We start from the raw sequence: 14,210 nt of genomic DNA on the forward strand, positions 1-14,210 counted from the left end.
CATCGGGAATCCATGGCGATCCGTGGGTCTGGCTTCCGTTCCCGCGTTCCTCACTTTTCCACGAAGTCCGCCGCCTGGAGGAGGGCGGCGCGGTCATCCTCCGCGAGATCGGCGAGGGAGTATGAAACCCAGCGGGAGCCGACTTTCAGCATTACGAAGTCATCGCCGACCTTGAAGACACCCGGTGCGGTGATGGCGACCCCCTCCTTGTTGTTCCATTTCCTGGCGGGGATGGGGAGGCCTTCGGGGGGCTGTGCTTCCACAGGCGGCGGGGTTTCGGCGGCGGGTTCCGCAACTGTTTTTCCGGAAAGGTCTTCAAGGCCGGTTTCATCGATCTTGCGCGGGTCGATCTCCGCGCCGGTGACGAGGATCATGGCATCGTGGCGGAGCGGCGATCCGCCAAGGTACATGCCCCAGCGGAAGGAGCTTTGCCCCTCGGGGCGGGCGTAGGAGCCTTTGCCGACCTCCCTGCCGTTGAGGAAGACCTCGTAGTCGCGCCCGTTGTCGCGGACGCGGATGTGGAAGGGTTTGCCGGTCATGTTGCGGGCGATGGTCTTGTCCTCGCCGCGGCGGTGGTTGAGCTTGATGTCGCCGTCGTCGCTCATGTTGAGCTGTACCGACCAGTCATTCACGTTGTTCTTGGCCTGGAAGATCGCGGCGCCGTGAGGCTTGATGATCGTGTAGGTGCCGACCCATTCGTGCCATTTCCCCTCCGTCCAGTTGAGCTTGCTGAAGGCCTCCACGCGGGCGGCGAGCTCCCGGGCGTTGCGCACGTTCGTTTCTCCCTTGAAGAGCCGGAAGACCTGGGTGTTGCCGTCCTCCTGGTACCACCTTGTCCATTTCGGGAAATCCCGCCTCTGGATGGAGCTGTTGGCGAGGGTGTGGATGTTGATCTCCTGGGGGATCTTGCGCCGCGCATTCGGGCCGTCGCTGAGCAGCGCTTCGTTCACGCTGATGCGCGAACCGGTGAGCCCACCGGTGGTGTTGCTGCCGGTTTCCAGGTCGCCGCTCTCCATGATCTCGGCGAAGGTCTTGTCCGTCCCGCGCTGGGTGTAGAAATCCCCAGGATCCGCAAGGCCGGCCGCCGGTACCACGGACGCGATCAAGGTGAGCATCCGCAAGCCTTTGGAGCGAGGCTTTGCGAGCCGGGGTTGGCAGGGCTTTCTCATCGGATGGAACGGCTTGTATGCAAGATACGCATCCCTTGCATGGAAATTCTCACTTTCCGCCGCATTTCGCGCTGCCTGCCCAAAGCCCCGGGCGGGTATGGCGGGGAAGGGCTGCGGATGACGGGAACCCGGGAAAAATTCATCACCATTGGCATTGCTCCTGCAGCAGGAACTATCTAAACCACTGGCATGCAAATGAACATCCGCGGTATGTTTCCCCTCTTCATAGGGCTTGGGCTTTCCATGCAGGGCATCTCGAACGCAGCGGAATCCCGCATCTGGACATCCCGAAAGGGCAGCATCCTGGAGGCGGAGCTCCTGAAGGCGGATGCGACCAGCGCAACGCTCGTCACCAAGGATGCCCGCCAGATCGTCCTCAAGCTTGAGGATCTCAGCCTAGCCGACCGGCAATTCATCGTCGAATACGGCGGTGGGGATCCAGGCATGCTGACCACCGGGGATTTGGGGAAACCGGAAGAGCAGGTCAGGATCGATTCGGCGACGATCACCAGGCTGAAGGACGCGGCGCTCATCATGGGCGGGGACAGCGAGATGGATTTCGAGCTGACGCAGAGCGAGCATTTCCTCATCGCAAGCGCCGGGAAAGTCCGCGCCGATGCGGTCGCGAAAACAGCCGAGAGGCTATGGCACGGGATGGCGTTCCAGCACATGAATTTCCGCCGCGACTGGGCGGACACCCGCATGCTCATCTTCCTGGTGGAGGATCGCACCACCTACGGCGCCCTGGGTGAGTGGAACAAGAAAACCCTGATCGCCGCAGACCAGCGGGATGCGGCCGAGCGCTCCGCCGCGACCTGGGACAGGGTGGGTTCCACCTCGGTCACCGTCACCCCGGAGATGGCGGAGCCCTTCAAGCTCCAGCCGCGCGCCCTCGTTTTCAATGTCAAGGACGACGCCCGCTACAAGAAGGAGATGGGTCCCTTCCAGATCCACTGCATCGCAGGAGCCTTGCTCGGGAAGCAGCTCGGGGGTGTCAGTTCCTTCGGCAGCGAGGGCTACTTCGCCATCACCACCGGGCATTCCTATTACAAGGAAATCTCCCTGGGCGGGAAAAGCGAAACGCAGATACTCAACGTAACCGGCTCCCAGAATGACGAGATCGCCTCGGCAAGGGGCTTCGAGGACGGATCGTCGTGGGCGCGCTCGCTGCGCAAGGCCGTCCGCAAGGGCGATGTCAAAGTGGAGCTGGAGCCCATGCTGAAGTGGACCTTGGACGGCCTCAAGCCGGAGCAGCTCGTTCTCATCTACTCCTTCAGCTACTATCTGCAGAGCGACATGAAGCGCCTCAGCGCCTTCGCCGCCATGGTGCGCCGCATCGAATCTTCCAACCAGATCCCCCCTGCCATAGAGATTGCGAAAATTTTCGGCTTCGAGACGGTCGAGGCTCTCAACGAGGATTGGGCGAAGTTCATCAAGGAAGGGGATTTCAAGTGAAGCGATCCATGAAGCCCTGCACCACCGCGCTCGCCGCCCTCGCCCTATTTTCCGCCCTATCCGCCGCCAGCGCACAGGCGCCGCCCGCGGAGGAGTACCGTGATTTCGTAGGCAGCAACGGCAAGGTCATCCAGGCCGTCCTCATCGACAAGACGGAGGACAGCGCCACCCTCTTGCTGCGCAACGGCCAGCGCGCCACCGTGCCGCTCGACAAGCTCAGCGATGCGGACAAGGGATACGTCGGCGCTTGGTCCAAGGAAAAGGCCGTGTTCCTGCAGAAGTGCATGAGCCTCTCCGTCGGCCAGCTCCTTGAGCTGCGCGGCTACGAGGCCTTCCCCTTCCGCCTCGACGGGAATTCCATTTTCATGGACGGGAAGCTCAACGGCAAGGAAGGGGCGTTCCTCATCGATACCGGCGCGGGCACCAGCCTGCTCCACATCCCGTTTGCGGAGGCGGCCGGTTGCAAGGTCGGGGAGCTGGACCAGATCATACGCGGGGTGGCGGGCGAGGCTCCCGCCGGCTTCACCGATGTCCCCACCATCTCCTTCGGGGAGTCCGTTTTCAAGGGCACCACCATGCTCGCCACGGATCTGACCAACGGCCTCGACAAGCCGGAACAGCTCAACAAGCAGGCCATCCTCGGGGCGGAGCTGATGAGCCAGCTCGATGCGGTCATTTCCTATCCGGAGCGCCGCATTTTCCTGCGTCCCGACAAATCCGACGGCGCGGAGGTCGATGCCACGGATGAATCCGCCCTTGCCTTCCGGCTTTTCAAAACCACGGACAAGAAGATCTACCGTGGCGAGATCACCTCCAAGACCCCCACCGTCATCACCCTCACGCTGGTCGGGGGGAAAACCCTGCAGCTGCCGATTTCTCGGCTCTCCCCGGAGGATGCGAAATATGCGAACAACTGGAGCGAGGCCTCCGCGTTTTTCCTGAAACATTGCCAGAGCCTCACCATCCAGGAACTCCTGACCCTGCGGAAATACCAATCATTCGAATACAAGCGCGAGGGCAACCACATTTTCGTGGACGGCACCCTCAACGACAACCCCGTGACCTACATGGTCGATACCGGAGCGGACAGCAGCCTGCTGCACCTCAAGGCCGCCAACGACAATGCCTGCGAGGTCGGGCCCATGGATCAGGAGGTCATGGGGATAGGCGGGAGGGCGCCCGCCGCCGTTGCGAACATCAAGAAGCTCACCATGGGCGATGCCGTCCTGACGAACCGCAAGGTGCTCACCACGGATCTGAACCGCTTCAGTCCGGACAAGGAGCTGAGCTACGTCGGGCTTTTCGGCGCGGACTTCATGCGCGAGCTTGATGCCGTCATCACCTACCGCGAGAAACGGATTTTCCTCATCCAGCGTTGAGCCGCTCAGAAACCCAGCTTCCGCTTCTTCGGCTCCCGGTTGAGCTTCTCGCATGCCAGCTTGCAGAGTTCCAGCACGATGGGCTCGCAGATCTCGTAGAACACCCCGGTCCCGCGTTTTTCCCGCGATAGCAGCCCGGCCTCGTGGAGCACGCGGAGCTGCCGCGATATGTTTGCCTGCGTGACGTGAAGCGCCTCCACCAGCTCCCCGACGCTGCGCTCCCCGTCCTTCAGCTCCTGCAGGAGGGCAAGGCGCGTGGGCTCCGAAAATGCGCGGAAAAACGACGCCACCCGCCCGAGGTCTGACAAATCCAGTTTCATCGACGCAAAGATATCCGGATTTTTCGCTTGCGCAAACATAATCGTATGCGCATATTCGCATGAAATGAAAATAGAAGCAAAGGAATTGGAGGCCGCCCTCGAAGCGGGCCGGGTCAGGTTGGTGGATGTGCGCACCCCCGCGGAGTTCGGGGAGCTGCATATCGAGGGCTCCGAGCTGATGCCGCTGGACAGGCTGGATGCGGATCGCCTCAAGGGCGGCGGGCGGGAATGCGTCATCGTGTGCCGGTCGGGCAAGCGAGCGGCTCAGGCAAGGGAAAAGCTGGAGGCCGCAGGCTGCGAACGGATCCGGATCCTTGAGGGAGGTGTGCAGGCATGGGAGCAGGCGGGCCTGCCGGTGAAGCGTGGCAAGGCCGCCGTTTCCCTGGAGAGGCAGGTCAGGATTGCGGCGGGGCTGCTGGTGCTGCTTGGCGTAACCCTTGGCACCTTCGTCCATCCGGGTTTCCACGGCATCGCCGCTTTCGTAGGCGCCGGGCTGACCTTCGCGGGCATCACCGACTGGTGCGGGATGGGCATGCTGCTTGCCCGCGCCCCGTGGAACCAAGGCGCGGCTCAGCAATCCTGCTCCCTCTGAGACCCAACCAAACGACACCATGTTCCTCAGGCAAATCACGGATCCCGCGCTCGCTCAGAACGCATACCTCATCGGCTGCCAGCGGACAGGCGAAGCCTTGGTCATTGACCCCGAGCGCGATGTGGACCGCTATCTTGAAGCCGCCCGCAACAACGGGCTGAGGCTGATCGCGGTGGCGGACACGCACATCCATGCGGATTACCTCAGCGGTGCCCGGGAGCTGGTGGAGCGCCACGGCGCGCGCGGATACTTTTCCAAGGAAGGCGGCGAAGACTGGCAGTTCGAGTGGGCCAAGGGGCTCGATGGCGTGACCATGCTCGGCGACGGCGATGTCTTCCGCATCGGCAACATCGGGATCAAGGCGCTGCTGACCCCGGGGCACACCCCGGAGCACATGAGCTTCCTTGTGACGGACACCGGCGGCGGGGCGAGCGAACCGATGGCCATCGCCAGCGGGGATTTCCTTTTCGTGGGCGATGTTGGCCGCCCCGACCTGCTGGAGAGTGCGGCGGGCCAAGCAGGCCTGATGGAGCCTTCGGCAAAGGCGCTTTACGAAAGCCTGCGGGGCACCGCGGCACTGCCAGGTTTCCTCCAGGTGCTTCCGGCACATGGTGCGGGCAGTGCGTGCGGCAAGGCGCTCGGCTCGGTGCCCACCAGCGTGCTCGACTACGAGCGCCACAACAACGCGGCCTTCCGCCAGGCGCTCGAAGGCGGCGAAGGGGATTTCGTGAAAACGATACTCGAAGGCCAGCCCGAGCCGCCCCTCTACTTCGCACGGATGAAACGCGACAACCGCCTCGGCCCGCCCCTGCTCGTTGGAGGGATGATGCCGCAGCCGGCCAGGATCGGGGCTGCCGATCTCGATGCATGGGTGGGGCGTCCCGGAAGGGCAATCCTCGACCTGAGGACGGACCGTGCAGCTTTCATGGCCCGCCATGTGAAGGGGGCGCTGTTTACACCAGCAAGCGGCGTCCACCTTTCCGCAGCCGCAGGCTCCTATCTCGCCGAGGGCGACGAGATCCTGCTTCTGTTAGATGATGGTGCCGGGCTGGGGCTTGCCGTCCGGCAAATGATCCGGATCGGTCTCGACCGTGTGGCGGCATGGATGCCCGTCTCGGAAGCGCTGTCTGCGGACAGGCACATTGGATCGATACGCCGGATTCCAAGCGCTGATCTTGCGGGGGAAATTTCAGGCCATCCCGGTGCGGCCGTGCTCGATGTCCGGGGTGCGGGCGAATTCGCTGCCGGGCATGTGGTTGGTGCGGCGCACATCGCGCACACCCGCCTCGCTTCCGGGAAAAATGAAATCCCGGAAGGCAGGCCCTTGTTCGTCCACTGCGGCAGCGGGATGCGCGCCTCGATGGCTTGCGCGTACCTCGCCCACCAGGGACATGACGTCGTGCATGTTGACGGGGATTTCGGAGATATCGCGGAATCCCTGAGGCAATGAACCCGCTTGTCATCTCAGGAGCCCTTGCCATAGGTCTCTCGCTCGGCCTCACAGGTGCGGGTGGCAGCATACTGACCGTGCCTGTGCTGGTCTATCTTGCCGGGCTTCCGCCGGATGAGGCGGTCGGGGTGAGCCTTTTTGTCGTGGGGGCCGCAGCCCTTGTCGGGGCGCTGCAGCGCTGGAGAAGCGGTGATTTCCACCCGCAGGCCGCGCTGATCTTCGGCGGTGCCGGGATGCTTGGTGCGGCGGCGGGTGCACGCTTCACCCCGCTCGTTCCAGGTGCGGTGCTGATGGGGCTGTTTGCCATCCTGATGATCGTGGTGGCCATCGGGATGCTCTTGGGAAAGGACGGCCAGGTAGCCCCGCTGCCCGAGTGCAAACCCGCCCGCTGCCTGCTGGCAGGCGGCGCCACCGGGGTGCTTACAGGTTTCGTCGGGGTAGGGGGCGGGTTCGTGCTCGTCCCCGCGATGATGCGTTTCGCCAGGCTGCCGCTGCCGATGGCGGCCGGTACCTCGCTGGCGGTGATCGCCGCGAATTCAATTTCCGGAGGGATTTCGCACCTGCCCTCGGTTGCCGGCCACTGGCCTCTTGCCGCGATGTTCGCCGCTTTTGCCGCAGCGGGCGTCCTGCTTGGGAAGCGCCTCTCGGAGAAGCTGCCGGCGAGGGCGATGCGCCAGGGATTCGCGGTGATGGTTCTGCTGGCGGGAGGGTTTGTCCTCTACCGCAGCCTGGCCGGATGAAGAGGGATTCTTTGCAGGAACCGGGCTTTATGTTTGCCTGATTGCGCCCTGATTCCCAAGGTTTGCCCTAACCTCGACAAACCCATGCCGACCTACCTGACCCCGCTTGCCGGATTGCTTGGCCTTTGCCTCGCAGCATCCCTGTTTTTCACGATCAAGAAACAAAGTGCCGGCGGTGGGCTTGCCGAAGCGATCTCGTTGAAGATCCAGAGGGGTGCGATGGTTTTCATGAAGCGAGAGTTCATGCTCATTGCCGCATTCTCGGTGATGCTTGGCGGGGCGCTGTTCCTCTTCCAGGACAAGGCCTACGGCGGTGCGCAGGCGGTCGCGTTTTTCATGGGCTGCGTGGCATCGTCCGCAGCCGGTTTCATCGGGATGAAAACCGCCACCCTCGCCAATGTCCGCACCACCGTCGCGGCCAACGAATCGGGCGCCCCCAAGGGGCTCAAGATCGCCTTCTCCGGCGGTGCGGTGATGGGGCTGACGGTTGCGGCAATGGGACTTCTCGGCCTGGGGACTTTGTTCCTGGTTTTCTCCGGCAACTTGCATCTTCCGGAAATCCTGGAGGGCTTTGCGATGGGCGCCTCGCTCGTCGCGCTCTTCTACCGGGTCGGCGGCGGGATTTTCACCAAGGCGGCCGATGTCGGCACGGATCTCGTCGGCAAGGTGGAGGCGGGGATCCCGGAGGACGACCCGCGCAATCCCGGGGTCATCGCGGACAACGTGGGTGACAATGTCGGCGATGTGGCGGGGATGGGCTCGGACATCTTCGAGTCCTACTGCGGAGCGCAGATCGCGACCGTGGCCATCGCCGCCTCGGCAGGTGTCGCTGCGGCATCCTACGGTGCGGAGTCCAAGGAAATCCTGCTCCAGTTTCCCTTCATCCTGACCACTGCGGGGATCATTTGCTCTGCGCTGGGCATCGTGATCGTGAATCTCTTTGCGGACAAAAACCCGGCGCGGGCGCTGCGGACGGGCACGATCGCGGCGGCGGTTCTGTTTGTGATCGCCGCCTTCGGGCTGACGAAGTTTCTTGGCCTCAGCCAGATGCTTGCCGGCGCGGTTCTGTGCGGATCTCTGGGCGGGATATTGATCGGCCTCATCACGGAGCATTACACCGGAGGGAAGCCTGTCCGCACGATTGCCGCGCAGGGTGAGACCGGTGTCGCCACGCTCATCATCTGCGGCCTCTCGGTGGGTCTGCAATCCGTCGTCCTGCCTGTCCTGACCATCGCCGCGACGCTCTATGGTGCGTATGAATTCGCCGGTCTCTACGGAGTCGGTCTCGCCGCGATCGGGATGCTTGGCACGGTCGGCATGACCATGGCCATCGATGCCTACGGCCCCATCGCGGACAATGCGGGCGGGATTGCGCAGATGGCGGATATGGGAGAGGAAACGCGGGCGATCACAGACAGCCTTGATGTGGTGGGCAACACCACTGCGGCCATCGGGAAAGGCTTTGCGATCGGTGCCGCAGGGCTTGCGGCGCTGGCGCTCATCACCGCGTTCATCCAGAAGACGGGGATCAGCCTCGATCTCGCCGCGCCGGATTCTCTGCGCTATTTCTTCGTCGGCCTGCTCATCGGTGGGGCGGTGCCATTTTACAACGGATCGCTCACCATGGATGCCGTGGGAAAAGCGGCGGGCAGGATGATTGGGGAAATCCGCCGCCAGTTCCGAGAGGAACCGGGCATCCTGGAGGGAACGGTTGAGCCGGATAGCGATCGCTGCATAGACATCGCCACCAAGGCGGCGACCCGCGCCATGGTGGGGCCGGCGCTGCTTGCGGTGGGCACGCCGCTGGTGGTGGGGTTCGGCTTCGAGTGGATGGGGGCGGAAGGGGCGCAGGCTGGGGCCAAGACCCTCGCCGGGACGCTCATCGGGGCGCTGCTAGGCTGTGTCTTCCTTGCCCTGTTCATGTCGAATGCGGGCGGTGCTTGGGACAACGCCAAGAAATACGTCGAGGAAGGCCACCACGGCGGTAAGGGCTCGGAACCGCATTCCGCTTGCGTGGTGGGCGACACCGTCGGCGATCCCCTGAAAGACACTTCCGGCCCGTCGATGAATATCCTGATCAACGTGATGTCCATCGTCAGCCTGGTGATCGCCGGGCTGCTGTAGTGCGGCTAATTGCCGCCGAGGGATTCCAGCCATGCATCGAGGTCGCCGGCTTCCCTGATGGAGCCGGTGATTTCCTCCTCCAGCCTGGTTTGGCCTGCGGACTTGGCCTTTGCTGCGATCTCGGCGAGCTTGGATACGTAGGCATCGCGGATGGTTGTGGCGGAGGCGGTGAACTGCTTGTCGATCTCCGCCTGCTTTTCCACATGATAGTTCGCCAGTTTCAGGGTTTCGGTGGAGTAGGCGATTTCATCGGATCGCATGTCTTCGACGATGAGGCGGTTGTCCCTCACGCATTGCTTGATGCGCTCCACATGGGGGGCCCATTCCGCCTGGCCGCTCTTGTTGAGGTTGCGCAGGAAAGAGTCCAGATCCCATGTGAGTTTCTTGGAATTCGCGGCGATGGCCTCGTCGCGTTTGGCAGCCGCCGCATCCACAACCTCCTTGGCGCGGGCAAGGAGCGCTGCGGTCTCCACGCCGGGATCCGGCGTGGGGGTGGCTTCCGTTTTGGGATCCTTGCTCCACTCGATGATGAAACCGGATGCCTCCTCTTCCCTGTCCAGGCCGTCCCAGCCGCCGCCGGGGCGGATGGAGAGGGCGGAGTTCCCGTCGCTTGCGGAGGCATCGTCCGCCCACTGTGCGAAAACCCATGGTTCACCGGTGGACCATTGCCAGAGGTTGCCTTCGAGGGAGCCGCCGAGCCAGATATGCGAATCCTTGTCCAGCCGGGAAGTCAGCTTCCTGAGGTTGTCCGCCTCCTCTTCGTTGGAAACGACAAGCAGGTGCCCTCCGGCGCTTTCCGCGAGGCCGCGAGCGAGATCCCAGCTGAGCGGGCGTGGGACATGGAGATAGTGGCGCTCTCCGAAGGCGACGGTGCCGGGCGGGAAAAGCGGAGCGGGCTGGGACATGGATTTTGCGGTGGCGGCCAGCTGGGATTCCAGTTTCCCGGGATTCGATCCGTCGCGGTGCCACTGGATGATGAAAGGAAGCTGCGAGCCGACTCCGTCCGCTGCGACGGTGCCCGCGTTTCCAAGCGAGAGGCTTTGTCCGCTGCCCGAAGATGCCGCGCCGCCTTCCCAGATGGATCCGGTGACCGACACCCATGTGTTTTCCCCTGCGGATGAAACGCCGATCCATGCGGCCTTGCCCTTTGCGACCGCGTCAAAGAGCCATGCGGTGTCCGCCTCATTTGCGGGAACGGACAGATGACCGCCGTGCCCTTCCGCGAACCATGCGGCATCCGCCCAGCTCATCGGCTTGGAAACGAAAAGGTAATCGCTCTCGCCGCGGCTGATGCTGCCTGCTGGCATTTCCGTGCGTGTGCCGGATGCGAGGCTGGAGCGCAGGCGCTCCAGGGATTCCATGGCGCTCTCCGTTTCCTTGGGAGCTTCAAATTGCTGTTCCGGCCTATCCTGGGGGACAAGGCGCTGATCCCTGACCTTCTGGATCGCGGCCTCCGCAAGTGCCCTCTCTTTCTTGGCTGCCTCATGCTTGGCGATGATCTCCTGGTTTTCCCGTTCGCGGGCAGCCCGCACCTTGCCGAGCAGCTGCCATGTCAGGTGGATGCCGAAGAGGAGGCCGACGATGATGACCAGGTTCCTCAGCAGCTTCCAATCGAAGCCGACCTTGCCGGATGGCAGGGGCGTTGCCTCCGAGCCAGCCGGGGACGGCTCGCGACCCTGAGCCTTGGGCAAGGCCGCGAGTTTTGATTTTCCCGCTTCCGCAGCCTTTTTGAGGGATGCATGGAGGGCACCCACATCGGCCATCCGCTTCGCCGGATCGGGATCTGTCGCCTGTTTCCACACGGCATCGATTTCGGGACGGCAGACGCCGAGCTCCGATGGGGCGCGGGCATCTGCGCGGTGGCGCCGCCCGGTGATAAGCTCATAGAAGACGGCTGCAGCGGAGTATACATCCGATTGAGGGCTGCCCGCCGATGGATCGGCAAGCACCTCGGGAGCGGCGCAGGCTGTGGTGATGTCGTCTGCGGCATCTTCCTGGGTGGAATAGGCCAGCCCGAAGTTCCCGATCTTTGGCTCCGCCTTTTGGTTCAGCAGGACGCATGAGGGGCAGAAGTGACCGTGGGAGATCCCCTTTTCATGGGCATGGGCGAGTCCATTGCAAATCCCTGCCATGAGCAACATGGCTTGGTCGAACTCGACCGCCGCGCCCCTGGTGGAGCGTGCGAGCGATTTGCCCGGCACGAACTCCATGACGAGATAGGGCATTCCCCCAACGGTGCCGGAATCGAAGATGCTGATCAGGTTCGGATGCTTGAGGCCTGCCGCGAGGCTTGCCTTGCTTTCGAACGCATCGAGGGATTCGGGGTTGAGGAGTTTGATGGCAACCTGCCTGTCCAGCGACTTCTGGGTCGCGAAATATACCGCCCCATGCCGGTTCCCGGAAATTTTCGCCGTAAAACCGTATCCCGGCAGCAGGGAACTCATCGACTCCGGAGCCGGTGCATTGAATGGTGTCTCTGTCATGGGAAAGGGCGGACGGGCGGACACTCCATCATCCACCCACTCGGCAGGAAGCACAAAATTTGCCGGAATGGGGTATTCACGAAAAAAACCGCATTAGGTTGAATTCGACCGATGGCATGCCGCTCACTCCAGCTTGACGGCTTGGTCGACGAGATCAAGGAAGTCGTATCGATCCGGGACGAGACCGTCCGCAGCGACTTCCCTGGCGAGGCCGAGCACCATGGTTTCATCGAGGGAGGCGGCATCCTCGCCCCGCAACCACAGGCCGAAGCCGCAGACGAGGGCGGCGAAGCGGGCGTCATCGGAAGGTTCCTGCTCCGGGTTGCGTAGCAGGGGGATGGACGGGGCGGGGGATCCATCGACGCTCCAGGCGAGTCGGCCGAGGTTTTCCGACCTGGAGTTCACCTCGAGCACAAGTAGCATCGTGGAGTTGGGGGACATGCGGGATGCGGCGGGGTTTGCGGCAGAGCCGGATGCGGGCGGGTATCCGAGGAGCTTGTGGGAAATGACCGATCCGGCATCAGCCTTGTATTCGACGGAAAGCGACCTTTCTCCGTCCTTTGCGCCGCGCACCTCGATGAGGATGAGGCTGCCGGAGGGTTTCCAAGGGCAGGGGATGATCTCCGCGCCGAGCTTGCAGCCGCCCTTCAGCGCCACGGCGGCGTTCGCCCTGAGGGGGAATGCGTTGAGCATTTCCGGGACGCTGACCTCATCGGCGGAGGGTTTCCTGGATGCGATGCGCACCGCGGAGGAAATCTTGGCAAGGCTCTCCTTTCCGGCGCGCAGCGGGAGGCGGATCGCGCCAGCCGTGCCATCGCGGGGCACGGCATCCGGCATGGCGGAGGGTGGGGCGGCGTTGTTCGCGCTGTTGCCGCTGACGCCCTTGCCGCCGCCCTTGGTCGCAGGGATCTTGGTGAGGATGAAAATGCCCGCCGCGATCGCCGCTGCTGCGGCAAAGGGGACGACCCATGATTTCCGGGCTTTCCTGTGGGAGCCGAGCTGCACGACCTTGCCATTGCGCGCCGCCTCCTTCGCGGCGCGCCGGATGTTGTCGCGCTGGCGCGGCAGCAGCGTGTCCCTTCCCCCTCCGAGCAACCCGGTGAGCTGGGACTGCGCCTTCTCCGCCTCCGCGACAACCATGCGCAGCGAGGGATCGCCCGCGACGGCATGCTCGACCGCCAGCGCCTCCTCGGGCGGGAGTTCGCCGAGGATGTAAGCGGTGAGCCTTGGATCTTCCGTATGCAGTTTCATATCAAATCGCCTGTTTCTGTGGCAGCCATTCGCGCAGCCTTTTCAATCCGGTGTGGATCAGGAAACCGATGTTCCCCTCCGTGAGGCCTGTGACGTCACGGATTTCCGAGTAACTCATGCCTTGCTGGAATTTCAGCAAAATGACCTCCTTCTGGTTCTTTGCGAGCCTGTCCATGAAGCGCATGACATGGGCGAGCTGTTCGTCCCTGTCCGCCTGCTCGTCGGGAGCAGCCTCCACGCCCGCGACCCGCTGCCAGCGCAGCTCGTCGAGCGGCTCGATCCGCTTGTCCTTGCGCAGGACGTCGAGGCAGCGGTTCCGGCAAACGGTGAACAGCCAGCTCTTGAGGCTGTCGCGCACCTTTTCCGGATCCTGCTGGCAGAGCCGGATGAAGGTGTCCTGCACGACATCCCGAGAGCGGTCCAGATCATGTAAAAAGGTTCTCGCATAGCCGATGAGCGCGGATTCGTGGTCCTCCACGGCCTTTTCTATGAACTCTTCGAAGTCGCAGGGATTCATCAGATCGGTCGGTTAGGAACCAGCGCACCCTGATGGAACGCGCAGGCCCCGGGGTTCATTAGGGAATTTTTTCCTGCCCATTTCATCGGATGAAATAGCCGAGGTGCTCCAGCTCAAGGGCGAGATCGACGTTGTTGACGGTCACTTCCGCAGGCACCTCAAGCATGATTGGGGAGAAGTTGAGGATCGCCTGGATGCCGCAGGCAACGAGGCGGTTGGTGACTTCCTGCGCGGTGCCGATGGGAACGCAGAGGATGGCGAGCTTCACCGAGTGCTCGGGCACGAAGGTCTCCAGGCTGGAAACGTCGTGAACCGGGATGGAAAGCGCCCGGGCGCGGGCTTCGTCCGGCCTCGCATCGAAGGCGGCGATGACCTCGAAGCCCTCTTTCTGGAAACCCTGGTAGCGGAGCAGGGCTGAGCCGAGGTTCCCCGCACCCACCAGGATGACGGGCTGCAGGTGCTCGCGGCCCAGCGCCTCGCGGATTGTCGCGATGAGTACGTCGACGGGGTAGCCGAGGCCGCGTGTCCCGAACTGGCCGAAATACCCTAGGTCTTTGCGCAACTGGGAGGGCGTGACCCCGGCGGCCTTGGCAAGGGTCGTGGAACTGACCGTCTCCTGTCCGTTGTCGCTGAGCTTCTGAAGGCAGCGATGGTAGATGGAAAGCCGGTAGATCGCCTTTTTCGGGATATCCGTCCTGTCGGCTTTTCCGGTTTCGTCTTCCACGCTTGT

The 14,210-nt window shown here is 63.2% G+C and carries 12 protein-coding genes; 6 read left to right on the forward strand and 6 right to left on the reverse strand.

Annotation, left to right across the window (positions count from 1 at the left end):
• Nucleotides 1-50: 50 nt before the first annotated feature.
• Entirely contained in the window at nucleotides 51-1,115 is a 1,065-nt protein-coding gene (locus HZ994_14665) for a hypothetical protein (GenBank protein QTN33501.1), read from the reverse strand.
• A 243-nt stretch (nucleotides 1,116-1,358) separates the two neighbouring features.
• Between HZ994_14665 and HZ994_14670 the strand changes: the two genes are divergently transcribed.
• Complete coding sequence (locus HZ994_14670) at nucleotides 1,359-2,624, forward strand: hypothetical protein (GenBank protein QTN33502.1); 1,266 nt, start codon at nucleotides 1,359-1,361, stop codon at nucleotides 2,622-2,624.
• Between the two features lie 8 nt (nucleotides 2,625-2,632).
• Nucleotides 2,633-4,003, forward strand: coding sequence for an aspartyl protease family protein (locus HZ994_14675; GenBank protein ID QTN33503.1), 1,371 nt, complete (start codon nucleotides 2,633-2,635; stop codon nucleotides 4,001-4,003).
• A 5-nt stretch (nucleotides 4,004-4,008) separates the two neighbouring features.
• Here the strand turns inward: HZ994_14675 and HZ994_14680 are convergent, their stop codons facing one another.
• Entirely contained in the window at nucleotides 4,009-4,323 is a 315-nt protein-coding gene (locus HZ994_14680; protein QTN33504.1) for a winged helix-turn-helix transcriptional regulator, read from the reverse strand.
• 64 nt (nucleotides 4,324-4,387) lie between these two features.
• On the opposite strand from HZ994_14680, the gene HZ994_14685 reads away from it, so the two are divergent.
• The 4 genes from HZ994_14685 to HZ994_14700 all read left to right on the forward strand — a co-directional run bounded on the left by HZ994_14685 (nucleotide 4,388) and on the right by HZ994_14700 (nucleotide 9,229).
• Nucleotides 4,388-4,915 carry a rhodanese-like domain-containing protein gene (locus HZ994_14685; GenBank protein QTN33505.1) on the forward strand — a complete coding sequence of 176 codons (528 nt, stop codon included), beginning with the start codon at nucleotides 4,388-4,390 and terminating at the stop codon, nucleotides 4,913-4,915.
• 19 nt (nucleotides 4,916-4,934) lie between these two features.
• Nucleotides 4,935-6,365, forward strand: coding sequence for an MBL fold metallo-hydrolase (locus tag HZ994_14690; GenBank protein ID QTN33506.1), 1,431 nt, complete (start codon nucleotides 4,935-4,937; stop codon nucleotides 6,363-6,365).
• Complete coding sequence (locus HZ994_14695) at nucleotides 6,362-7,105, forward strand: sulfite exporter TauE/SafE family protein (protein ID QTN33507.1); 744 nt, start codon at nucleotides 6,362-6,364, stop codon at nucleotides 7,103-7,105. Before HZ994_14690 ends, HZ994_14695 begins: the two co-directional genes overlap by 4 nt.
• A gap of 84 nt (nucleotides 7,106-7,189) precedes the next feature.
• Nucleotides 7,190-9,229 (forward strand): sodium-translocating pyrophosphatase, encoded by a 2,040-nt coding sequence (locus HZ994_14700; GenBank protein ID QTN33508.1) that lies wholly within the window; start codon nucleotides 7,190-7,192, stop codon nucleotides 9,227-9,229.
• Nucleotides 9,230-9,234: 5 nt separating this feature from the next.
• Here the strand turns inward: HZ994_14700 and HZ994_14705 are convergent, their stop codons facing one another.
• From HZ994_14705 to HZ994_14720, 4 genes are all read right to left on the reverse strand, one after another.
• Nucleotides 9,235-11,712, reverse strand: coding sequence for a protein kinase (locus tag HZ994_14705; GenBank protein QTN33509.1), 2,478 nt, complete (start codon nucleotides 11,710-11,712; stop codon nucleotides 9,235-9,237).
• Nucleotides 11,713-11,835: 123 nt separating this feature from the next.
• Nucleotides 11,836-12,963: a hypothetical protein gene (locus tag HZ994_14710; GenBank protein QTN33510.1), complete on the reverse strand. Its 1,128-nt coding sequence runs from the start codon at nucleotides 12,961-12,963 to the stop codon at nucleotides 11,836-11,838.
• A 1-nt stretch (nucleotide 12,964) separates the two neighbouring features.
• Nucleotides 12,965-13,480 carry a sigma-70 family RNA polymerase sigma factor gene (locus HZ994_14715; GenBank protein QTN33511.1) on the reverse strand — a complete coding sequence of 172 codons (516 nt, stop codon included), beginning with the start codon at nucleotides 13,478-13,480 and terminating at the stop codon, nucleotides 12,965-12,967.
• 82 nt (nucleotides 13,481-13,562) lie between these two features.
• Nucleotides 13,563-14,204, reverse strand: a complete 642-nt coding sequence (locus HZ994_14720) for a redox-sensing transcriptional repressor Rex (GenBank protein QTN33512.1) — start codon at nucleotides 14,202-14,204, stop codon at nucleotides 13,563-13,565.
• Between the last annotated feature and the right edge of the window lie 6 nt (nucleotides 14,205-14,210).

The sequence above is a fragment of the Akkermansiaceae bacterium genome (assembly GCA_017798145.1).
Lineage (GTDB): Bacteria > Verrucomicrobiota > Verrucomicrobiia > Verrucomicrobiales > Akkermansiaceae > Luteolibacter.

Excerpts from the sequence above, each read along its gene's own strand:
- HZ994_14665 (QTN33501.1), bottom strand. The coding sequence starts at position 1,115 with ATGCTCACCTTGATCGCGTCCGTGGTACCGGCGGCCGGCCTTGCGGAT.
- HZ994_14670 (QTN33502.1), top strand. The coding sequence starts at position 1,359 with ATGCAAATGAACATCCGCGGTATGTTTCCCCTCTTCATAGGGCTTGGG.
- HZ994_14675 (QTN33503.1), top strand. The coding sequence starts at position 2,633 with ATGAAGCCCTGCACCACCGCGCTCGCCGCCCTCGCCCTATTTTCCGCC.
- HZ994_14680 (QTN33504.1), bottom strand. The coding sequence starts at position 4,323 with ATGAAACTGGATTTGTCAGACCTCGGGCGGGTGGCGTCGTTTTTCCGC.
- HZ994_14685 (QTN33505.1), top strand. The coding sequence starts at position 4,388 with ATGAAAATAGAAGCAAAGGAATTGGAGGCCGCCCTCGAAGCGGGCCGG.
- HZ994_14690 (QTN33506.1), top strand. The coding sequence starts at position 4,935 with ATGTTCCTCAGGCAAATCACGGATCCCGCGCTCGCTCAGAACGCATAC.
- HZ994_14695 (QTN33507.1), top strand. The coding sequence starts at position 6,362 with ATGAACCCGCTTGTCATCTCAGGAGCCCTTGCCATAGGTCTCTCGCTC.
- HZ994_14700 (QTN33508.1), top strand. The coding sequence starts at position 7,190 with ATGCCGACCTACCTGACCCCGCTTGCCGGATTGCTTGGCCTTTGCCTC.
- HZ994_14705 (QTN33509.1), bottom strand. The coding sequence starts at position 11,712 with ATGACAGAGACACCATTCAATGCACCGGCTCCGGAGTCGATGAGTTCC.
- HZ994_14710 (QTN33510.1), bottom strand. The coding sequence starts at position 12,963 with ATGAAACTGCATACGGAAGATCCAAGGCTCACCGCTTACATCCTCGGC.
- HZ994_14715 (QTN33511.1), bottom strand. The coding sequence starts at position 13,480 with ATGAATCCCTGCGACTTCGAAGAGTTCATAGAAAAGGCCGTGGAGGAC.